Raw genomic sequence first — 22595 nt, 5'->3', positions numbered from 1 at the left:
ACGTCCTTCGTTAAGACGAACTGAAGGAACCGCATCGGTTCATTTCGTCATATCGCGTTAAGTCGTTGGTTTACGGTACGCTAGCCAAAGCGATTATCACGCGGGAACCCGGTCGGTGGCATTCTTCCGGCCGCGCCGCGCGCAGCCCGCCAGGGTCCAAGGTCCGATTCGGTTCTGGTCCGACCGGTACCGCCGCCCATCGCCCAGCTCAGGCCCTCGGCGAACGTGAACGTGATCGCATCCGCCAGCCCTCCGTCGCGATAGCGTTGCAGCTGGAGCCCCTGCCCGCGCGTCATCTCGACCAGTTCAGCGAGAGGGAACACGAGCATCTTCCGGTTGTCGCCGATCGCCGCGACATAGTCGTCATTGGGCCCGATCGGTCGGACGATCTTGAGCTGCGCACCCGGCCGCGGGGTCATCACCGTCTTGCCCTTGCGCGTCTCGGCAACGACTTCCGCCGAACTCACCGAGAACCCACGCCCATCGGTAGCGACTACCAGCAGTTTGGGATGCTTGCTCGCCGGCAGCAACGCGACGATGCCGATGCTGCCATCGAGGTCGATCATTGCGCGCACCGGCTCGCCGAACCCGCGCCCACCCGGCAGCTTGTCAGCCGCCAGCGTGTAGAACCGCCCGTTCTCGGCGGCGAGCAACAGCTTGTCGGTGGTCTGCGCGTGGAACGCATAGGCCGGGCCGTCACCCTCCTTGAACTTAAGCGCCTCCGGGCTCGCCAGATCATTGTGCCCCTTCATCGCCCGGATCCAGCCGCGCTGCGACAGGATCACGGTGATCGGCTCACGCTCGATCATCGCCTCGAGCGGGATGTCGCGTGTCGGCGCGTGCTCCTCGATCGTCGTGCGGCGCTTCCCGAGCGGAGTCTCCAGCCCATAGCGATCGCGGATCTTCGCCATGTCGCGCTTCATCCGCGCGCGCTGCTTCTTCGGATCGGCGAGCAGCGCGGCGAGCGTCGCCTGCTCCTTGTCGAGCTTGTCGCGCTCGGTCTTGATCTCGAACTCTTCGAGCCGCCGCAAGCTGCGCAGCCGCATGTTGAGGATCGCCTCGGCCTGGCGATCGGTCAGCGCGAACTCGGCGATCATCACCTTTTTCGGCTCGTCTTCGGTGCGGATGATCTCGATCACGCGGTCGAGATTGAGATACGCGATCAGATAGCCGTCGAGCAGCTCGACCCGGTCGGCGATCTTGCTCAACCGGTGCTCGGTACGCCTGCGCAGCACGACGAACTGGTGATCGACCCACGCCGCCAGCGCCTCGCGCAAACTCATCACGCGCGGCGTGCGATCCTTGTCGAGCACGTTGAGGTTGAGGCTGATCCGCGTCTCGAGATCGGTCAGCCGGAACAGCCCGTCCATCAGGATCTGCGGATCGACCGTGCGGCTGCGTGGCTCGAGCACGATGCGGATCTCGGTGTCCGATTCGTCGCGCACGTCGGCGAGGATCGGCAGGCGCTTGGCGTTGATCAGATCGGCGATCTGCTCGATCAGCTTGCCTTTCTGCACACCGTACGGAATCTCGGTGACGATCAGCTGCCAGCCGCCGCCCTTCTCGCGCTCGGTCTCCCAGCGCGCGCGGACGCGGAACCCGCCCCGCCCGGTCGCATAGGATTCGCGGATAACCGCGGGCGGGTCGACGACGAGACCGCCGGTCGGGAAGTCTGGGCCCTTCACATGCTCCAGGATCGCCGCATCATCCGCGTCGGGCGTGTCGATCAGGACGATCGCCGCCTCCAGCAGTTCGGCGGCGTTGTGCGGCGGGATGCTCGTCGCCATGCCGACCGCGATCCCGCTTGCGCCGTTCGCCAGCAGGTTCGGGAACAGTCCGGGGAACAGCTCGGGCTCGTGATCCTCGCCGTTGTAGGTCGGGCGATACGCGACCGCGTCCTCGTCGAGCCCATCCATCAGGTCGATCGCGACCTGCGTCAGCCGCGCTTCCGTGTAGCGGTAGGCGGCGGCGTTATCGCCGTCGATGTTGCCGAAATTACCCTGCCCGTCGACCAGCGGATAGCGCATCGCGAACGACTGCGCCAAGCGGACCATCGCGTCATAGACCGACTGGTCGCCGTGCGGATGGTATTTGCCGATGACGTCGCCGACGACACGCGCGCATTTCTTGTACCCCTGGGCCGGATCGAGCTTGAGCAGCCGCATCGCCCATAGCAGCCGCCGATGCACCGGCTTCATCCCGTCGCGCACGTCGGGTAGCGACCGCGCGGTGATCGTCGACAAGGCGTAGACGAGGTACCGCTCGGACAGCGCGCTGTCGAAGGGGGCGTCGACGATGGAGTCGAACGGATCTTTGAAATCGGTGGCCATTGCGCGCAGCGATAGCAGCCGGGAACGAAACGATCAAAGCATGAACGCAACGAACCCTGCGGCATGCCGCGACGCGACGACATGCCCGCATGACGCGGTCGATCGAGCCCGCTACACCTACCCGATGATCCGCCTTGCCTTTCTCGCGCTTGCCGCGATGTCCACGCCCGTCATGGCGCAGACGCCCGCTCCCCCAGCGCCCAAGCTGCTGACGTGGCCCGACCTGACCAAGCGGCACAAACCGATGCCCGATGCTACCGTCGACTATGGCACCGACCAGATGCAGAAGGTCGACGTCTGGCTCCCCAAGGGCAAGACCAGGGGACGATTCCCGGTTGTCGTGATGATCCATGGCGGCTGCTGGACGACGAGCATCGCCGATCGCAGCCTGATGAACTGGATCGCCGACGACCTCCGCAACACCGGCGTCGCGGTCTGGAACATCGACTATCGCGGCGTGGATCGCGCTGGCGGCGGCTATCCCGGCACGTTCGCGGACGCTGCGAAAGCCGCGGACCAACTCACGGTAAATGCAAAGAGGTTTAACCTGGACACGCGCCGCATCCTATCGATCGGACACTCCGCGGGTGGCCACCTTGCACTGTGGCTCGCTGCCCGTCCGAAGCTTCCAACGTCGAGCCCGCTCTACACCGCGCACCCGCTCCGTATCCACCACGTCGTCAGCCTTGGCGGCCTGCCCGATCTCGAAGCGACCGCGATCAACGCCAACAATGGCTGCGGCACCGAAGTCGTCGCGAAACTGGTCGGCGCGCCTACCCCGCAGCACCCCGACGTCTACGCCGACACCTCGGTCCCTCGCCTCCTGCCGCTCGGCGTGAAGCAGGACTTGGTCAACGGCCGCGAGGACCGGATCATCCCCTTCGTCATGGCGACCGCCTACGTCGCCAAGGCAACCGCAGCCGGTGACACCGCCACGCTCCACGCGATGCCCGCGACAGGCCATGTCGAACTGATCGCGCCCGAAACGCCCGCATGGGCCGAAGCCAAACGCCTGATCCTGTCCTATTTCGGAAAGACCCAGTGACTCTCGAACCCGTGACCCTCGAAGACGCCCGCGCACTCGACGCGACCGATCCGCTCGCGGCGTACCGCGACAAGTTCGCGCTGCCGGAAGGCGTGATCTACCTCGACGGCAACTCGCTCGGCGCATTACCAAAGACCACGCCAGCCGGGCTTGCCGACGTCGCAACGCGCCAATGGGGCAACCGCCTCATCCGCAGCTGGAACGAAGGCTGGATCGAGGCCCCCCAGCGGATCGGTGCGAAAATTGCTCCCCTGATCGGCGCTGCACCGGACGAGGTGATCATCGGCGACACCACCTCGACGCACCTCTTTAAGGCCTTGGTCGCAGGTCTTCGCAGCAACCTCGACCGCCACACCGTCATCAGCGAGGCCGGCAACTTCCCCACCGATCTCCACATCGCGGAAGGCGCTGTCGCCTGCGTCCCCGGCGCACGCCTGAAGGTCGTCGCCCGCGAAGATCTTGCCGCCGCGCTCGACGAAGATACCGCGGTCCTCCTCCTCACACACGTGCACTACAAGACCAGCGACCGCTTCGACATGGCCGCCTGGACCGCTCGCGCGCACGACGCCGGGGCGCTCATGCTCTGGGACTTGAGCCACAGCGTCGGCGCGGTCCTGATCGACCTCAACGGCGCGAACGCCGACCTCGCCGTCGGTTGCACCTATAAGTACCTCAATGGCGGCCCCGGCGCGCCCGCGTTCCTCTACGTCGCCAAGCGCTGGCAGGAAGCCCTCGCCAGCCCGCTGTCCGGCTGGATGGGCCACGCCGCGCCCTTCGCGTTCGAGGACGCCTACCGCCCCGCCCCCGGCATGAAGCGCTGGCTGGCCGGCACCCCCGCGATGCTCTCGACCGCAGCCCTCGAAACCGCACTCGATCTCTGGGCTGACATCGACCAGCACGCCATCGCCACCAAAAGCGCGCAACTGTTCGATATTCTCGCTGCTGCTGGCGATGTGCTAAGCCTCGACTGCGTCAGCCCCCGAGAACCCGCCAAACGCGGCAGCCACATCAGCTTCCGCCACCCGCAGGCCTATGAACTCACGCAAGCGCTCGTCGCCCGCGGTGTCATCGGCGACTTCCGGGACCCCGACATCCTGCGCCTTGGGCTCACACCCTTGTACCTCAGCCATGAAGACGTCTGGCGCGCGGGCGAGATATTGCGGGATACGGTGGAGACCGAAAGCTGGCGCGATCCGGCATATTCGCAACGGCTCGTCGTGACCTGAGCACGCTTGACGGCATATCCCAGTTAATTGATAGTGTTTGGATAGATCACGGGAGACTGTCCATGAAGTGGGTCGTTAGTAGCGCTATCGCGTTGTCCCTGGCCGGGTGCAGCAAGGCTCCCGAAAGTAGCGCCGGAGAACCCGATATTGCCGGTAATTCGGTTGCCGGGGTGGCATTCGACTACAGCTATGACCTGACGCTTCCCTCGTCCCGGATCTCGGATCTTCAGGAGGAGCATGCGCGTGCGTGCGAACGGCTTGGCGCAACACGCTGCCGTATAACGGGATTGCGCTACACGGTTGGGCAGCAAGGCGACGTGAGCGCAAGCCTTTCGGTCAAGATCGCGGCCCCCCTTGCGCGTGCCTTTGGTCGGGCTGGGGTGAAGCAGGCGGAGAGCGTCGGCGCGACGTTGACGGGGGCCGATATCAGCGGCACCGATGTCGCCACCGCCGCCGCGGCGACCGCCACCGAACGGACCGACGTCGCGGCCGAACGCGCTCGGATCGACCGCGAACTGGCCCGCGTCAATCTATCCCCGCGCGAACGTGCCGAACTCCGCCAGCAACAGGCGGTCGCGCAGGGCCAAGCCACGGCAGCCGCGGCGACGGCATCCGAGCAGCGCGAAAATCTCGCCAATACGCCAATGTCGTTCGACTATACGACCGGCCGAGGGACCGGCCTGGTCGATCGCCTGCAGGATGCGGGCGACACGGCGCTGGGCTCGATCGGATTGACCGTGACGGCGCTGCTCTGGGTGCTGGCAGCGCTTGGTCCGCCACTGGTAGTGCTCTTGCTCGCCGTGCTGGTTTGGCGGCGTTGGATCCAGCGTTGGTGGACGGAATTGTCAGCACGCGTCGATCGCCGACTCACCGGACCACGCCCGACTGCCCACGACATGCCGTCCCCGCCCCTGCGATGACGTCGGGCAGTTTTCCAAGGGCAGTCATGCGCCGCGATTGCACCCCCCGCACCCTTCGCCTATAGGCGCGGCCTATTCCGGCCTCGGCTTCGCGAACGATCTCGCGTAGGCTGGGGCCGCTCGATTTTCACCGCTCGATTTCCAGGGGACCGCGCATGGCTCGCCGCCGCCAGATCTACGAAGGCAAGGCCAAGATCCTCTACGAGGGTCCCGAGCCAGGCACGCTGATCCAGTATTTCAAGGACGACGCGACCGCGTTCAATGCCCAGAAAAAGGGCACGATCAACGGCAAGGGCGTGCTCAACAATCGGATTTCCGAGCACATCTTCACGCTGCTCGATCATATCGGCGTGCCGACGCACTTCATCCGCCGGCTCAACATGCGCGAGCAGCTGATCCGCCAGGTCGAGATCGTTCCGATCGAAGTCGTCGTGCGCAACGTCGCCGCAGGTTCGATCTCGACGCGCCTCGGGATCGAGGAGGGCACCAAGCTGCCCCGCACGATCATCGAATATTACTACAAGGACGATGCGCTCGGCGATCCGATGATCTCCGACGAACACATCGCCGCGTTCGGCTGGGCAAGCCAGGAGGAGATGCACGACATCGCCGACCTCGCGATCCGCGTGAACGATTTCCTGTGCGGGCTGTTCGCCGGCGTCGGCATCCGCCTGGTCGACTTCAAGCTCGAATTCGGCCGCATCTTCGACAACGACTTCGGTCGCATCATCCTCGCCGACGAGATCAGTCCCGATGGCTGCCGCCTGTGGGACATGGAAACCAACGAGAAGATGGACAAGGATCGCTTCCGTCGCGATCTCGGCGGTGAAGTCGAAGCGTATCAAGAGGTTGCACGCCGTCTCGGCCTGCTGCCCGAGGGTGCGGACAACGCCGTCCTCGACCTCGAAAAGCATCGCAAGAACCGGGGCAAGTAAATGAAACTCAAGGTTTTCGTGACATTGAAGCCCGGCGTGCTCGATCCGCAGGGCCGGGCGATCCATCACGCACTCGGCAGCCTCGGCTTCGACGGCGTGCAGGACGTCCGCCAGGGCAAGCTGATCGAGCTGGAGGTCGCCGACGATACCGACGACGCGACCATCGACGGCATGTGTCGTAAGCTCCTCGCCAACACGGTGATCGAGAATTACCGGGTCGAGCGCGCATGAAAACTGCGGTCATCGTCTTTCCGGGCTCCAACTGCGACCGCGACATCGCCGTCGCGCTGGAGGCGGTGACCGGTGTCAAGCCGCTCATGGTCTGGCACGGTGATGCGGACTTGCCGGCGGATGTCGGCCTGGTCGCGGTCCCCGGTGGCTTCTCGTACGGCGACTACCTCCGCTCGGGCGCGATCGCGGCACGGTCGCCGATCATGCGCGCGGTGGTCGAGCAGGCGGGCAAGGGCCTGCCCGTGCTCGGCATCTGCAACGGCTTCCAGGTACTGACCGAAGCGGGGCTCCTGCCCGGCGCGTTGATGCGCAACGAGGGGCTGAACTTCGTCTGTCGCGATGTCGCGCTGACGGTCGAGACGGCAAGCTCGACGTTCACGTCGGGCTATTCCGCCGGCGAACGCGTGTCCTTCCCGGTCGCGCATCACGACGGCAATTACTTCGCCGACGCCGAAACGCTCGACCGCCTCGAAGGCGAAGGCCGTGTGGCGTTCCGGTATGCGGAGAGCGTCAACGGTTCCGCGCGCAACATCGCGGGGCTGCTGAACGACAAGGGCAACGTGCTTGGCATGATGCCGCATCCGGAGCGTCGTATCGAAGCGGCGCACGGCGGCACGGATGGTCGGCGTTTGTTTGAGGGCCTGCTCGAAGCCGTCAGCGCCTAACCCTTGCTCCCCCGCGAAAGCGGGGGCCCAGGATACCACCGACATCGACCGTGATCCTGGACTCCCGCGTGCGCGGGAGAACAGTCAAGGTCGAGGCGTCAAACCCGGGTCCGGAACGGCGAGAAGTCCGTCCCCCGGTCATACACATCGACCCCTTCGCGCCGCTTCAACCAACCCACCGCCAAATAGGTCAGCGGGGTCAGCAACACCTCCCACGACACCTTCAGCAAGAATTGGCTGAACATCACCATCAGCATCGCCTCCACCGGCCAGTCCGGCGCGCCGTAGAAGGCGAGCGGGTAGAAGATCAGGCTGTCGAACGCCTGCCCGACCACCGTACTTCCGATCGTCCGCGTCCACAGCATCCGCCCTTGCGTCCAGATCTTCATGCGTGCGAGCACGAAGCTGTTGGCGAACTCACCCACCCAGAACGCGCAGATCGACGCGAACACGATCCGCGGCACCTGTCCGAACACCGATTCGTACGCCGCCTGCCCGGTCCAGCCCTTGTCGGGCGGCAGGGCGACGACGACCGCCGACATGAACACCATGAACAGCATCGCGCCGAAGCCCGCCCAGATGCAGCGCCGTGCTCGCGCGTAGCCGTAGACCTCGGTGAGGACGTCGCCGATCACATAGCTGACCGGAAAGAACAGGATTCCCGCGCCGAACGGCCATGCGCCGATGAACGGCAGGTCGATCACCGCGCGCTTGCCTGCGCCGATGACGTTCGACAGCAACAGGATCGTTACGAACGCGGCCATGACGAAGTCGTAATAGCGGAACTGCCCGCCCGACACGTCGCTCGCGGCGACTCCGATGGCGTCCGCCGCGACGCCCCTGCCCTGATCGATATCCATGCGGCGCGTTATGATGACGGTTCCAAGCGCGCGCAATCCACGCTAATCGGTCCTCAGCGCGCGCCCGTAGCTCAGTTGGATAGAGCAAGGAGCTTCTACCTCCTCGGTCGGGGGTTCGACTCCCTCCGGGCGCGCCAATTTCTGTCGCCGGTCCCGTATCTCGCACGGATGATATCGTTACCGTGCGATGTGCGGTCGCGCTCTGAGGCGACTGATCTTACACCTAGCTGGTACGATATATCTCGGAGGTATGCGCAGCGGACGATCCATTGCCCCCCCTGCTATGGCCGTTCAAACATCGGTCACAATCCCGGTCTACGGCAAAGATCGTATAATCGCGGTTGCGTGGGATGGCCCGGAGATAGCATAGCATCCGCAACGGCCAACCGGGACTTGACGACTCCGCCAAGCAGCATACGGTAACGCTAACAACTTCGGAGAGGATGACATCGTGGACATCGCATTCGCATCGGCGCGGGCGTTGCCTGCCGATTGGGAACAGGCTGCCTTGCTCGGTCGGATCGACCTGGGCGACGGACCGACTCCGGTCATCGTCCGCGAGGGACGCGTGTACGACATGTCGTATGTCGCGCCGACCGTCGCGGCGCTGATCGAGGCTGGTAGTTTCGATACGGCGGGCGGCACCGATCTCGGCCATCTCGACGATCTGGCACTCTCGGTCGATGCGGGTGCGACGCCGCGCCTGCTGAGCCCGATCGACCTGCACTGCGTCAAGGCGTCCGGCGTGACGTTCGCGGTCTCGGCGCTCGAACGCGTCATCGAGGAACGCGCCCGCGGCGATGCCTCGGCGGCGGCGGCGGTCCGCACCCGTCTCGAAGAACGCGTCGGTGGCAGCATCCGCTCGGTCGTACCCGGATCGCCCGAAGCGGCGGCGCTGAAAGCGGCGCTGATCGAGGACGGGATGTGGTCGCAATATCTCGAGGTCGCGATCGGCCCGGATGCAGAGATCTTCACCAAGAGCCCGACCTTGTCGACGATCGGCTGGGGCGGCGAGGTCGGTATCCGCTCCGACTCGACCTGGAACAACCCCGAGCCCGAGGTCGTGCTGGTCGTCGACCGCAATGGCAAGACGATCGGTGCGACGCTCGGCAACGACGTCAATCTGCGCGATTTCGAAGGCCGCAGCGCACTGCTGCTCGGCAAGGCGAAGGACAATAACGCGTCCTGCTCGCTCGGGCCGTTCATCCGCCTGTTCGACGACGGCTTCGGGATGGACGACGTCCGCGCATCGGAGATCGCGCTGACGATCGACGGTGCCGACGGCTACCGCCTCGAAGGCAGCAGCTCGATGGACCAGATCAGCCGCGATCCCGAGGACCTCGTCCGCCAGGCGATGAGCGAGCACCAGTATCCCGACGGCTTCGTGCTGTTTCTCGGCACGCTGTTCGCGCCGACGCAGGATCGCGACGAGCCCGGTCGCGGCTTCACGCATGCGGTCGGCGACGTCGTCACGATCTCGAACCCGAAGCTCGGCGCGCTGGTCAATCCGGTGACGACATCGAAGGACGCCGCCCCGTGGAACTACGGGATCGGCGATCTCATGCGCAATCTGGCGGGCCGTGGCCTGCTGGCGCAAACCAAAAACCAGGGAGCGTAACCCCGTGCTGCAGAAGACCCAAGCCGCCGACCAGACGGCGATCTATCCCAGCCTCAAGGGCAAACGCGTCCTGATCACCGGCGGTGCGTCGGGGATCGGTGCCGGGCTGGTCGAGGCATTCGCGCGGCAGGGCGCGCACGTCGCGTTCGTTGACATGGCCGAGGATGCCGCACACGATTTGATCGCGACGCTCACGCCCGACGTCGCGACCGCGCCGGTCTTCCTGCCGCTCGACCTGCGCGATATCGATGCGCTGAAGACCACGGTCGCGACGATCGAAAGCCGGCTGGGCGGGATCGACATCCTGATCAACAACGCCGCCAACGACGATCGCCATACGATCGAGGAAATCACGCCGGAATATTGGGACGAGCGGATGGCGACCAATTTGCGCCATCTGTTCTTCGCAGGCCAGGCGGTGGTGCCGTCGATGAAGCGCGCAGGCGGCGGCGTGATCCTGAACTTCGGCTCGATCTCGTGGCATCTCGCGCTGCCCGAACTGATGCTCTATCAGACCGCCAAGGCCGGTATCGAGGGCATGACGCGAGCGATGGCGCGCGATCTGGGCGGTGACGGTATCCGTGTGAACACGATCGTCCCCGGCAATGTCGAGACGCCGCGCCAGCTGAAATGGTACACCCCCGAGGGCGAGGCCGAGATCATCGCCGCGCAGTGCCTGAAGACCCGCGTCCAGCCCGCCGACGTCGCTGCGCTGGTGCTGTTCCTCGCCTCCGACGATGCGCGCATGTGCACCGGTCACGACTATTTCGTCGATGCGGGGTGGCGCTGAGATGCCGAACGACACGGTCGTAGCGACCAGCATCTGCGACGTCGCGGCAACGCTCGGCGAAGGCCCAATCTGGGTCGCTCGCGACAGCGCGCTCTGGTTCGTCGATATCAAGGCGCCCTGCGTCTACCGCTTCGATCCCGAGACATCATCGCTGAACTCGTGGGAGGCGCCCGATCAGGTCGGCTGGGTGATCCCGGAAACCGGTGGCGGTTTTCTCGCCGGTGTCCGCGGCGGGCTGCACCGGTTCGACCCGGCGACCGGGTCGTTCGATCTGCTCGCACCCGTTCACGTCGAGACGCCCGGCAATCGCCTCAACGACGCGGCACGCGCGCCCGATGGCCGGGTCTGGTTCGGCACGATGGACAATGCCGAGACCGCCATGTCCGGGCATGTCTATCACTGGCAGGACGGCACGCTGACGCAGACCGACGTGCCGCCCGTCGCGATCACCAACGGCCCTGCGATTTCACCCGACGGCCGCACCCTCTACACGGTCGACACGCTCGGCAAGCATATCGACGCGTGGACGGTCGGTGCCGATGGCACGCTCGGCGATCGCCGTCCGTTCATCGTCGTCGGCCCCGACGATGGCCATCCCGACGGTGCGATCTGCGATTCCGAAGGCGGCGTCTGGGTCGGTTTCTTCGGTGGCTGGGCGGCGCGCCGCTATGCGCCGGACGGCACCTGCACGGACGTCGTGCGTTTCCCGGTCGCGAACATCACCAAGATCGCGCTCGGTGGCGCCGACGGCCGGACCGCCTACGCGACGACCGCGGCAAAGGGCCTCGACGCCGCAGCGCTTGCGGAACAGCCGCTCGCCGGCAACCTGTTCACTTTCCGCGTCGCGGTCCCCGGCGTTCCGGTCGAGCCGGTCACACTCTAGAACCCGATACGGCCATCCCGACGAACGGGATGGCCGTAGTGCGCTCAGTGGTTATGCCGCGGCGTTTTCGCCGAAATCCCACGATATTTCACCGCGAAGTCGAGCACGCCGCCCTCGGCGAGCTGCCCGGTCTTTTCGCGGTACAGCTCCTCCCACGGCGTATTGCTCTCGGGCACCGGTGGCAGCCCCTCGCCCTTGCGTCGCGCGATCTCGTCCGGCTCGACCAGCGCGTCGCACGTCCCCGCGACCAGATCGATCCGCACCACGTCGCCCGTCCGGATCCACGACAGTCCGCCGCCGACCGCACTCTCGGGCGAGACGTTCAGGATCGAAGGACTGTCCGACGTACCCGACTGCCGTCCGTCGCCCAATGTCGGCAGCGCGAGCACGCCGCGCTGGATCAGCGCGTCGGGCGGCTGCATGTTGACGACTTCCGCCGAGCCCGGCCAGCCGATCGGTCCCGCGCCGCGGATCACCAGGATGCATCCCTCGTCGATGTCGAGCGCGGGATCGTTGATCCGGTGGTGATAATCGTCCGATCCCTCGAACACGATCGCGCGCGCCTCGAACCGGTCCTCGGCCCCCGGCGTCGAAAGATAGCGTGCGCGGAACGCCGGCGAGATCACCGACGTCTTCATGATCCCGAAGTCGAACAGATTGCCCTTGAGGACCAGGAAGCCGGCGCGCTCCATCATCGGTGCATCGAACGGCTTGATCATCTCGCGGTCGCGCGTCTCGCGCCCGGCGATGTTCTCGCCGATCGACCGGCCGGTGACGGTCAGGCAAGACGTGTCGAGCTTTCCGCCTGCGATCAGCTCGTGGAGCACCGCGGGCACGCCGCCGGCGCGGTGAAAGCGTTCGCCGAGATACTTGCCCGCCGGCTGCATGTTGACCAGCAACGGCAGGTCGTAGCCATGATCCGACCAGTCCTCCGGGTACAGCGTCACGCCAGCATGCTGCGCCATCGCCATGATGTGCGGCTGCGCGTTGCTCGACCCGCCAATCGCGCTGACCACGCGGATCGCGTTGAGGAAGCTGTCGCGCGTGAGGATCTTCGACGGGCGAAGGTCCTCATACGCCATCTCGACGATCCGCCGCCCGGTCTCGTACGCCATCTGCCCGCGCTCGCGGTACGGCGCTGGGATCGCCGCGCACCCGGTCAGCGACAGACCCAACGCCTCGGCCACCGCGTTCATCGTCGAGGCCGTGCCCATCGTGTTGCAATGCCCGGCGGACGGCGCGCTGTCGGTAGCACGGTTGAGGAACTCCTCCTCGTCGATCTCGCCCGCGGCCAGCTTGCGCCGGCTGCGCCAGATCACCGTGCCCGAGCCGACCAGTTCACCGTCATGCCAACCGTCGAGCATCGGCCCGCCCGACAGCACGATCGCCGGGATATCGACGGTCGACGCCGCCATGATTCCGCTCGGCGTGGTCTTGTCGCAGCCGGTGGTCAGCACGACCGCATCGATCGGATAGCCGTACAGCGTCTCGACCAGCCCCAGATACGCAAGGTTGCGATCGAGCGCCGCGGTGGGACGCCGGCAATTCTCGAAGATCGGATGAACCGGAAACTCCATCGCGATCCCGCCTGCGTCGCGGATGCCGTCACGCGTGCGCTTGGCGAGATCCAGATGGATGCGATTGCACGGGCTGAGATCGCTCCCCGATTGGGCGATGCCGATGATCGGCCGGCCCGACCGGAGTTCCGCCGGGGTCAGTCCGTAGTTCATGAACCGTTCGAGATAGAGCGCGGTCATGTCGGAGCGGGCGGGATCGGCGAACCAGTCGCGCGATCGGAACGGCCTTACCGGTACACGGTCCACTGCAAACTCTCCTGAACGCCATTCTTCGATGGGAGCGCTACCGCGACGGCCGCCCTGCGGTCAAGCATGGACGCACCCCGCCCCGATGCGGCATCCGATTGATCCCATACCAGATATTTGTCAGGCAGGACATGGCGGTCAGCCGCGCTGCTCGCAGAACGTCGCTCAGGCACGATGCTCGCGGGAGGCATGCTGGCGCGCGATCAACGAAGCTACGTTCGCCAAGAGCGTAACCGTCATGCGCCCGATCCTCCGTTCGCCGTGCGTATTACCGCGCAATTGCGGACCCCGCCGGCAGTCCTTGGCTTGCGTGTTATCGGTCACACCCTTATTTCGCCTGCGACACCAAGCGATCCGCTACCAAAATGTCGCGACGCGGCCGATGCGCGTTACGACCGACCTGGAGAATTGAAATGGACGGCACCTTCCCGATCGGCGCGCGCGCCGTAAGCAGCGACGTCACCTTCCTCGCGATCGATCCGTCGACCGACGCGAAGATCGAGCCCGCCTTCGCCGTGTCGAGCGAAGCCGACGTCGCCGAAGCCTGCAAGCTCGCCCAAGCCGCCTTCGACGTTTTCCGCGAGATCGATCCCGAAGCTCGCGCGACATTCCTGGAGACGATCGCCGACGAGATCGAGGCGATCCACGAGCCGCTGGTCGCACGTGCGATCCAGGAGAGCGGCCTGCCCCGCCCGCGTCTCGAGGGTGAGCGCGGTCGCACCACCGGCCAGCTCCGCCTGTTCGCCAAGCATCTCCGCGCGGGCACCTGGGCCTCGGTCGTGATCGACGAGGCGCAGCCCGACCGCAAGCCGATGCCACGCTCCGACCTGCGCCAGCGCCGCATCGCGGTCGGCCCGGTCGCGGTGTTCGGCGCGTCGAACTTCCCGCTCGCCTTCTCGGTAGCAGGCGGCGACACCGCGTCCGCACTCGCCGCCGGTTGCCCGGTCGTCGTCAAGGGCCACCCCGCGCACCCCGGCACGTCGGTGATGGTCGGCAAGGCGATCCAGGCCGCTGTCGCCAAGTGCGGCCTGCCCGAGGGCGTGTTCTCGCTGGTCCAGGGTCCGGCGAACGAACTCGGCGCGGCGCTGGTCAAGGACGCGCGGATCAAGGCGGTCGGCTTCACCGGCTCGCGCGGCGGTGGTCTCGCACTGGTCGCGCTCGCCGCAGCGCGTGCCGAGCCGATCCCGGTCTATGCCGAGATGAGCAGCGTCAACCCGGTGATCCTGTTCCCCGCGGCCCTCGCGGCGCGCGGCGAAGCGCTCGGCAAGGCCTATGTCAATTCGCTGACGATGGGCTCGGGCCAGTTCTGCACCAACCCCGGCATCGTCGTCGCGGTCGATGGCCCCGATCTCGACGTGTTCGTCGAGGCAGCGGCCGCTGCGCTTGGCGAGGCCGCGCCGCAGGTCATGCTGACTCCCGGCATCCATGCAAGCTACGACCAGGGCGTTGCGGCGCTCGCCGGGCACGACGCGGTCGAGACGCTCGCTCGTGGCACCGAGGCCGAGGGCGCAAACCGCGGTCGTGCGGCGCTGTTCTCGACCACCGGCAAGGCGTTCGTCGCCGATCCGGCGCTGTCGCACGAAGTGTTCGGGGCAGCCTCGATCATCGTCCGCTGCACCGATCTCGCCGAGGTCCACAGCGTGCTCGAAAAGATCGAGGGCCAGCTGACGATCACGCTCCAGATCGACGAAGGCGATTACGCCGACGCCGCTGCGCTGGTGCCGACTCTCGAGCGCAAGGCTGGTCGCATCCTCGCCAATGGCTGGCCGACCGGCGTCGAGGTTGCGCCGGCGATGGTCCACGGCGGGCCGTTCCCGGCAACGTCCGACCCGCGCACGACCTCGGTCGGCACCGCGGCGATCGAGCGCTTCCTGCGCCCGGTCTGCTACCAGGACCTGCCGGACGCACTGCTGCCCAAGGCGGTCAAGCACGGCAACCCGCTGGGCCTGCCGCGCACCGAGGGCTGATCGAATGAGAGAAGGAAGGGCGCGCTACCGAACGGCAGGGCGCCCTTCCTTGTTCTCCCGCGAAGGCGGGAGCCCAGTCTGGGTCCCCGCCTTCGCGGGGAAACAAGTTCGGTAACCTCCACCAGGCACCACCCCAGCGCAGGCCGGGGCCCAGTTGGAGAGGTGGTCGTAATGGGGGACAGCCCTCAGTTAGCCACGTCCCCCAACTGGACCCCGGCCTCCGCCGGGGCGGTACGTGATAGTATGGCGCGCCGAACCTAACGCCGAACCCAACCATGCGTATTTATTGACACGCGTGCGCCACAAACCCACTAGTCCGGCATGACAACTCCAGACTCGTCGCAAGTCTCGTCGCGCACCGTTATCCTGCCCTCCGACCTCGGCAGCTACATCGACGACCTCGCCGCCGCAGGGCATGGCGACGCCACCGCGATCGTCCGCACCGCGCTCGAACGGATGCGCGAGCGCGACGCCCCGCCAAGTCCTGCCGAAATCCTGATTGGCGGCGGCGAATGCGGCATGCTCGTCCGCCAGCGCGACTGGAGCGCGACCTCGCTCGGGCCGATCGACTCGTGGCCCGCCGAACTCCGCGTCACGCTCGCCAACATCCTCAACTCGCCGGTCGCCAAGGTCGTGATGTGGGGCCCCGAGCACATCATGCTCTACAACGACAGCTATCGCGCGGTCGCGGGCGACCGCCACCCGGTCGCGCTCGGCAGCCCGGTCGCGACCGCATTCCCCGAAGTGTGGGACTGGAACCGCGCCGTCCTCGATGCGGGCTTGCGCGGCGAGATCGTGGCGTACCGCGACCAGCCGATCCTGTTCCAGCGCCCCGACGGCCCCGAGACGCTGACGCTCGACCTGTTCTACACGCCCGTCTACTGCGCCGGCGTCCCCGCTGGTGGCACCGCTGCCAGCACCGTCGGCGGCGTCCTCTGCACGATGGTCGACAACACCGGACGGGCCGAAGCCGAACACCGCCTCGCCGCCAGCGAAGCCGAACTGCGCCGCGTCACCGATGCGGTGCCGATGCTGATTTCGTACGTCGACCGCGATCATGTCTATCGTCTCGCGAACGCGCAATATGACGAATGGCTCGGGATCGACCCCGAGGCGATGATCGGCAAACCGGTTCGCGAGGTCCTCGGCGAAGCAGCCTACGAGAATCGCCGCCCATCGTTCGATCGTGCGTTTGCCGGCGAGAGTTTCACCACCGAAGCGATCTTCCCCCATCTGGACGGCCGCCCGCGCCGGTCCGAATTCCGCTACGTGCCGCATGTCGCGGCGGATGGCTCGATCCCCGGCATCTACATTCTCGGCATCGATGTCGAGGAGCGTGCCGAACGCGAGGCCGCGGTCGGCATCAGCAACGGCCGTTTCCGCACCGCGATGGACGCGGTCCACGGCGTGCTCTGGACCAACAGCCCGGACGGCCGGATGATCGGCGAGCAGCCCGGCTGGGCCGCGCTCACCGGCCAGTCGATCGACGCCTATCAGAATTTCGGCTGGGCCGACGCGATCCATCCCGACGACGTCGCATCGACGATCAAGGCCTGGACCGCCGCTGTCCTCAGCAAGTCGATGTTCGTGTTCGAACACCGTGTCCGCCGCCACTGCGGCACATGGCGCACGTTTGCCGTACGTGGTTTGCCGATCCTAGACGAGGCAGGCGAGGTGCTCGAATGGGTCGGTGTCCATACCGACATCACGCATCAGCGCGCCGCCGAAGCCGCGTTGCGCGAACAGGCCGAGGCGCTCGCGCGGCAAGTCCGTCACCGCGAACGTGCCGAGGACCAGCTCCGCCAGCTCAACGAGACGCTCGAGGCACGCGTCATCCGCGAAATCGACGAACGCCGCCAGGCGGAAGCCAAGCTCGCCCAGTCGCAGAAGATGGAGACGGTCGGCAAGCTTACCGGCGGCGTCGCGCATGACTTCAACAACCTGCTCCAGGTCGTCTCGGGCAATCTCCAGCTGCTCGGCAAGAACCTTGCCGGCAACGCGCGTGCCGAACGCTGGGTAGAGAACGCGATGGCTGGCGTGTCGCGCGGGTCGAAGCTGGCGGCGCAACTGCTCGCGTTCGGTCGGCGCCAGGCGCTCGAACCCAAGGTCGTCAACGTCACGCGGTTCGTGCGTGGGATGGACGACATGCTGCGTCGCGCGATCGGCGAAGGCATCGAGATCGAGACGGTGGTCGGCGGTGGCCTGTGGAACACCTTCATCGACCCCGCGCAGATCGAGAATGCACTCCTGAACCTCGCGATCAACGCGCGCGACGCGATGGAGGGCCAGGGCAAGCTGACGATCGAACTCGGCAACGCGCACCTCGACGACGCCTATGCACAGGGCCATGACGAGGTCGAAGCGGGGCAATATGTGATGCTCGCCGTGTCCGACACCGGCACCGGCATGACTCCGGAAATCATCGAGAAGGTCTTCGAACCGTTCTTCTCGACCAAGAGCGAGGGCAAGGGCTCGGGCCTTGGTCTGTCGATGGTCTACGGTTTCGTCAAACAGTCCGGCGGCCATGTGAAGATCTATTCGGAGGTCGGCGAAGGCACGACGATCAAGCTCTATCTGCCGCGCGCGATGGAGAGCGAGGACGTCGAGGTCGTCGCCGATGCGAGCCCGATCTGCGGCGGCACCGAGACCGTGCTGGTGGTCGAGGATGACGACGAGGTCCGCGGCACCGTCGTCGAGTTGCTCACCGATCTTGGCTACAGCGTGCTGAAGGCGGTCGACGCGGCCAGCGCGCTCAACGTGGTCGAGAGCGGCGTGCCGATCGACATCCTGTTCACCGACGTCGTGATGCCCGGCACGCTGAAAAGTCCCGAACTGGCGCGGAAGGCGAAGGAACGCCTGCCCGATCTCGCGGTGCTGTTCACGTCGGGCTATACCGAGAACTCGATCGTCCATGGCGGCAAGCTCGATGCGGGTGTCGACCTGCTATCGAAGCCGTATACGCGCGAAGCGCTCGCGCGGAAATTCCGTCAGGTGCTTGCCAACCGCCAGCGTTCGGGAAGCCCGGCGGCCAAGGCCGCGCGCGACTCCCGGATCGACGCGGACCGCCGCCTCGACTCGCCCGCCCGCCGCACCGTGCTGCTGGTCGAGGACGATGCGCTGATCCGCGCCAACACCGCCGAGATGTTGCAGGGCAGCGGCTTCGTCGTCGTCGACGCGGCCAGCGCGGAGGACGCGATGACGGCGCTCCAGACCGTGCCGATCGATGCGCTGGTGACCGACGTGAACCTGCCCGGCGTGTCCGGGCCGGACTTTGCACGTACCGCGCGCGCGTTGCGGCCGGGGGTCGGCATCGTCTTCGCGACGGGCGACACGGCGTCGGTTGCGGACGAGACCGATGCTATCATGCTGGAGAAGCCGTACGGGCTCGACGCACTGGCCGCGGCTGTGCTGGCATCGCTCGGCGAAACGGCATTGGCCGATCCGCTCACGTCGCCGGCCAACTCCGACCGGGTTACCAAAGCCGACTGACGGATCCTCCGTCACCCCGGACGTGTTCCGGGGTCCACCGTTCCGCGCGCTTATCGTTGGCGAGCGTGGGGAACGGTGGATGCCGGAACGAGCCCGGCATGACGGGGGGCCTGTAACGTTCTTCACAACCCTACAGATGGCGCACGAGCGCAACCGACACCAACACCCGCCGCTGCGCCGTATTGCCCGGTCAAAGACTGTCAACAACCCTACACGACGATCAACGCAGCAGCGAAGGATCGCCCATGACCTACCAGACTCACATCGCCCAGTTGACCAACCTCATCGCCGACCAGAACGGCACGTGGGACGCGATCTCGCCCGAGTCGGTCGCACGGATGCGGCTCCAGAACCGGTTCACCACCGGCCTCGACATCGCGCGCTACACAGCCGCGATCATGCGCAAGGACATGGCCGCCTACGACGCCGATCCCGCCAACTACACGCAGTCGCTGGGCTGCTGGCATGGGTTCATCGCGCAGCAGAAGATGATCAGCATCAAGAAGCATTTCGGCACCACCGACCGCCGGTATCTGTACCTCTCGGGCTGGATGGTCGCGGCGATGCGCAGCGAGTTCGGCCCGCTGCCCGACCAGTCGATGCACGAGAAGACCAGCGTCCCCGCGCTGATCGAGGAACTATACACCTTCCTCCGCCAGGCCGACGCACGTGAACTCGGCATGATGTTCCGCGACGTCGACGCCGCTCGTGCCGCGGGGAACGCGATCGAGGAACAGCGCCTGCTCAACGCGATCGAGAACCACCAGACGCACGTCGTGCCGATCATCGCCGACATCGACGCGGGCTTCGGCAATGCGGAAGCGACGTATCTGCTCGCGCGGAAGATGATTGAGGCGGGCGCGTGTGCGCTCCAGATCGAGAACCAGGTCAGCGACGAGAAGCAGTGCGGCCACCAGGACGGCAAGGTCACCGTGCCGCACGAGGACTTCCTCGCGAAGGTCCGCGCCTGCCGCTACGCGTTCCTCGAACTCGGCGTCGAGGACGGCATCATCGTCACGCGGACCGACTCGCTCGGCGCCGGCCTGACCAAGCAGATTGCGGTCAGCAAGGAAGCGGGCGACCTCGGCGACCAGTATAACTCGTACCTGGATTGCGAGGAGATCGACCCGGCGACCGCGCAGAACGGCGACGTCATCCTCAACCGCGACGGCAAGCTGCTCCGTCCGAAGCGCCTGCCGTCGAACCTGTTCCAGTTCCGCGTCGGCTCGGGCGAAGATCGCTGCGTGATGGATTGCATCGCGTCGCTTCAGAACGGTGCCGACCTGCTCTGGATCGAAACCGAGAAACCGCACATCGAACAGATCGCCGGCATGGTCGACCGCATCCGCGCAGTCGTGCCGAACGCCAAGCTCGTCTACAACAACTCGCCGAGCTTCAACTGGACGCTGAACTTCCGCCAGCAGGTGTTCGACGCCTGGACGGCCGAGGGGCAGGACGTCTCGGCCTACGATCGCGCTCGCCTGATGAGCGTCGACTATGACGGCACCGCACTGGCCGACGAAGCCGACGAGCGGATCCGGACCTTCCAGGCGGACTCGGCGAAGCGCGCGGGCATCTTCCACCACCTGATCACGCTGCCGACCTATCACACGGCCGCGCTCTCGACCGACAATCTCGCCAAGGAGTATTTCGGCGATGCGGGGATGCTCGGCTATGTGAAGGGCGTCCAGCGCAAGGAAATCCGCGAGGGCATCGCCTGCGTGAAGCACCAGAACATGTCGGGCTCTGACCTAGGCGACGATCATAAGGAGTATTTTGCGGGTGAGGCGGCTCTGAAGGCTGGGGGAGCGCATAATACGATGAACCAGTTCGCGGCGTGATGGCGTGATGCAGCAGGCGGAGCGCAAGCTCCGCCGTGCCCGCATCGCGCCCGGCCGGCGGGGCCCGCAGCCCCGTCCGACGACGCGGCTTTGCCGCGGCCCGCCTTGTCATACTAACCTCAGCCCAATCACCCCGGACTTGTTCCCGGGTCCACCGTTCCGCGCACTCGAACGCTCCAGAGCCCGCGGAACGGTGGATGCCGGAACAAGCTCGGCATGACGGGGTGGGTGGTGGCCCGGTTTTTCAACCCAAGTCTGGCACCCCACACGATCCCCCGCTACGCACGCCCGCATGGACACCGATATCGCCATCGCCCGCAGCGTCGCGCTGCGCCCCATCGCCACCATTGCTGACGGCCTCGGCATCCCCGACGCGGCGATCGAGCCCTACGGCCGCTACAAGGCAAAGATCGCGATCGACTGGCTCGAAACCCGTAAATCAGCCGCGAAAGGCAGGCTGATCCTCGTCACCGCGATCAACCCGACCCCGGCGGGCGAAGGCAAGACCACCACCTCGATCGGCCTCGCCGACGCGCTCCGCCATACCGGGCGCAAAGCCGTGCTCGCGCTGCGCGAACCCTCGCTCGGGCCGTGCTTCGGCACCAAGGGCGGCGCCACCGGCGGCGGCCGTGCGCAGGTCGCGCCGATGGAGGACATCAACCTCCACTTCACCGGCGATTTCCACGCCATCACCGCCGCGCACAATCTGCTCGCGGCGATGATCGACAACCATATCCACTGGGGCAACGCGCTCCAGATCGACGTCCGCCGCGTGGTCTGGCGCCGCGTGCTGGACATGAACGACCGCGCGCTGCGCGACATCGTCCAGTCGATCGGCGGCGTCGCCAACGGCTACCCCCGCGAGTCCGGCTTCGACATCACCGTCGCCTCCGAAGTCATGGCGATCCTGTGCCTCGCGAACGACTTGGCCGACATGGAGCGCCGGCTCGGCGATATCGTCGTCGCATACACACGCGACCGCACGCCGATCACCGCACGCGACCTGAAGGCCGACGGCGCGATGGCGGTGCTGCTGGCGGAGGCGATCAAGCCCAACCTCGTCCAGTCGCTCGAAGGCACGCCCGCGTTCCTCCACGGTGGCCCGTTCGCCAACATCGCGCACGGCTGCAACTCCGTGATCGCGACGCGAGCCGCCCTGTCGCTGGGCGATTACGTCGTTACCGAAGCCGGCTTCGGCGCGGATCTGGGCGCAGAGAAGTTCTTCGACATCAAATGCCGCCAGGCGGGTCTCGCCCCCGACGCGGTCGTGATCGTCGCCACCGCCCGCGCGCTGAAGATGAATGGCGGCGTCGCCAAGGCCGACCTCGCGCACGAGAATGTCGAGGCGGTCCGCAAGGGCGCGGTCAACCTCGTCCGTCACATCGAGAACGTCCGCCAGTTCGGCGTCCCCGCGATCGTCGCGATCAACCATTTCTACACCGACAGCGACGCCGAGATCGCTGCCATTCAGGAGGCCGCCGCACAGCACGGCTCGCGCGCGATCCTGTGCCGGCATTGGGCGGAGGGCGGCGCGGGCGCAGTCGAGCTGGCCGATGCGGTCGCCGAGATCTGCGAGACGCATGGTGGCGGATTCGCACCGATCTATGGCGACGAACTGTCGCTGTTCGACAAGATCGATACGGTCGCGCGGCGGATCTACCGCGCGGAGCATGCCGTCGCCGAGCCGAGCGTGTTAGGGCAACTCAAGCGCTGGGAGGACGCTGGGTACGGCCATCTCCCCGTGTGCCTCGCCAAGACGCAGTATAGCTTCTCGACCGATCCCGCTCTGTTGGGCGCGCCAACCGGCCACATCGTGCCGGTCCGCGAAGTCCGCCTTGCGGCGGGTGCGGGTTTCGTCGTCGCGATCTGCGGGGAGATCATGACGATGCCGGGCTTGCCGCGCGTGCCGGCGGCGGAAGCGATCCACCTGAACGACGAAGGGCTGATCGAGGGGCTGTTCTGAGGCGTTCTG

Annotated in this window: 16 protein-coding genes and 1 tRNA gene; 14 read left to right on the top strand and 3 right to left on the bottom strand. The window is 66.3% G+C overall.

Features of this window, described 5'->3' with window-relative positions; translation table 11 throughout:
* Nucleotides 1–80: 80 nt before the first annotated feature.
* Nucleotides 81–2330 carry a DNA topoisomerase IV subunit A gene (gene parC, locus C8J47_RS17120; protein ID WP_121886690.1) on the bottom strand — a complete coding sequence of 750 codons (2250 nt, stop codon included), beginning with the start codon at nt 2328–2330 and terminating at the stop codon, nt 81–83.
* Nucleotides 2331–2370: 40 nt separating this feature from the next.
* Between parC and C8J47_RS17115 the strand changes: the two genes are divergently transcribed.
* The 6 genes from C8J47_RS17115 to purQ all read left to right on the top strand — a co-directional run bounded on the left by C8J47_RS17115 (nt 2371) and on the right by purQ (nt 7352).
* The gene (locus tag C8J47_RS17115; RefSeq protein WP_259467620.1) at nt 2371–3375 is read left to right on the top strand and encodes a S9 family peptidase; all 1005 of its coding nucleotides are present in this window, start codon (nt 2371–2373) and stop codon (nt 3373–3375) included.
* An 11-nt stretch (nt 3376–3386) separates the two neighbouring features.
* Nucleotides 3387–4601 carry a kynureninase gene (gene kynU, locus C8J47_RS17110; RefSeq protein ID WP_121886789.1) on the top strand — a complete coding sequence of 405 codons (1215 nt, stop codon included), beginning with the start codon at nt 3387–3389 and terminating at the stop codon, nt 4599–4601.
* Between the two features lie 317 nt (nt 4602–4918).
* On the top strand, nt 4919–5521 hold the full coding sequence (locus C8J47_RS17105) for a hypothetical protein (protein ID WP_147454355.1): 603 nt from the start codon (nt 4919–4921) through the stop codon (nt 5519–5521).
* A 155-nt stretch (nt 5522–5676) separates the two neighbouring features.
* Nucleotides 5677–6456 carry a phosphoribosylaminoimidazolesuccinocarboxamide synthase gene (gene purC / locus C8J47_RS17100; RefSeq protein ID WP_056050712.1) on the top strand — a complete coding sequence of 260 codons (780 nt, stop codon included), beginning with the start codon at nt 5677–5679 and terminating at the stop codon, nt 6454–6456.
* The gene (gene purS / locus C8J47_RS17095; RefSeq protein ID WP_056050714.1) at nt 6457–6687 is read left to right on the top strand and encodes a phosphoribosylformylglycinamidine synthase subunit PurS; all 231 of its coding nucleotides are present in this window, start codon (nt 6457–6459) and stop codon (nt 6685–6687) included.
* Nucleotides 6684–7352, top strand: coding sequence for a phosphoribosylformylglycinamidine synthase subunit PurQ (gene purQ, locus C8J47_RS17090; protein ID WP_121886688.1), 669 nt, complete (start codon nt 6684–6686; stop codon nt 7350–7352). Before purS ends, purQ begins: the two co-directional genes overlap by 4 nt.
* A 98-nt stretch (nt 7353–7450) precedes the next feature.
* Here purQ and C8J47_RS17085 read toward each other — a convergent pair whose 3' ends face one another.
* The gene (locus C8J47_RS17085; RefSeq protein WP_121886687.1) at nt 7451–8212 is read right to left on the bottom strand and encodes a queuosine precursor transporter; all 762 of its coding nucleotides are present in this window, start codon (nt 8210–8212) and stop codon (nt 7451–7453) included.
* Nucleotides 8213–8272: 60 nt separating this feature from the next.
* Between C8J47_RS17085 and C8J47_RS17080 the strand changes: the two genes are divergently transcribed.
* From C8J47_RS17080 to C8J47_RS17065, 4 genes are all read left to right on the top strand, one after another.
* Nucleotides 8273–8349 (top strand) — tRNA-Arg (locus C8J47_RS17080).
* Nucleotides 8350–8663: 314 nt separating this feature from the next.
* Nucleotides 8664–9830: a fumarylacetoacetate hydrolase family protein gene (locus C8J47_RS17075; protein ID WP_259467619.1), complete on the top strand. Its 1167-nt coding sequence runs from the start codon at nt 8664–8666 to the stop codon at nt 9828–9830.
* Nucleotides 9831–9834: 4 nt separating this feature from the next.
* On the top strand, nt 9835–10620 hold the full coding sequence (locus C8J47_RS17070) for an SDR family NAD(P)-dependent oxidoreductase (protein ID WP_121886685.1): 786 nt from the start codon (nt 9835–9837) through the stop codon (nt 10618–10620).
* A gap of 1 nt (nt 10621) precedes the next feature.
* Nucleotides 10622–11503 (top strand): SMP-30/gluconolactonase/LRE family protein, encoded by an 882-nt coding sequence (locus C8J47_RS17065; protein ID WP_259467618.1) that lies wholly within the window; start codon nt 10622–10624, stop codon nt 11501–11503.
* A 44-nt stretch (nt 11504–11547) separates the two neighbouring features.
* Here the strand turns inward: C8J47_RS17065 and C8J47_RS17060 are convergent, their stop codons facing one another.
* The gene (locus C8J47_RS17060) at nt 11548–13326 is read right to left on the bottom strand and encodes an IlvD/Edd family dehydratase (RefSeq protein WP_121886683.1); all 1779 of its coding nucleotides are present in this window, start codon (nt 13324–13326) and stop codon (nt 11548–11550) included.
* A gap of 413 nt (nt 13327–13739) precedes the next feature.
* Here C8J47_RS17060 and C8J47_RS17055 point away from each other — a divergent pair, with 413 nt between their 5' ends.
* From C8J47_RS17055 to C8J47_RS17040, 4 genes are all read left to right on the top strand, one after another.
* Complete coding sequence (locus C8J47_RS17055) at nt 13740–15293, top strand: aldehyde dehydrogenase (NADP(+)) (protein WP_121886682.1); 1554 nt, start codon at nt 13740–13742, stop codon at nt 15291–15293.
* A 321-nt stretch (nt 15294–15614) separates the two neighbouring features.
* Nucleotides 15615–18782 (top strand): response regulator, encoded by a 3168-nt coding sequence (locus C8J47_RS17050; RefSeq protein ID WP_121886681.1) that lies wholly within the window; start codon nt 15615–15617, stop codon nt 18780–18782.
* 245 nt (nt 18783–19027) lie between these two features.
* Nucleotides 19028–20623, top strand: a complete 1596-nt coding sequence (locus C8J47_RS17045; RefSeq protein ID WP_121886680.1) for an isocitrate lyase — start codon at nt 19028–19030, stop codon at nt 20621–20623.
* A gap of 292 nt (nt 20624–20915) precedes the next feature.
* On the top strand, nt 20916–22586 hold the full coding sequence (locus C8J47_RS17040) for a formate--tetrahydrofolate ligase (RefSeq protein ID WP_121886679.1): 1671 nt from the start codon (nt 20916–20918) through the stop codon (nt 22584–22586).
* Nucleotides 22587–22595: the final 9 nt, after the last annotated feature.

The sequence above is a fragment of the Sphingomonas sp. PP-F2F-G114-C0414 genome (assembly GCF_003688595.1).
GTDB lineage: Bacteria > Pseudomonadota > Alphaproteobacteria > Sphingomonadales > Sphingomonadaceae > Sphingomonas.
This window is presented reverse-complemented; position numbering and strand designations above follow the sequence as displayed.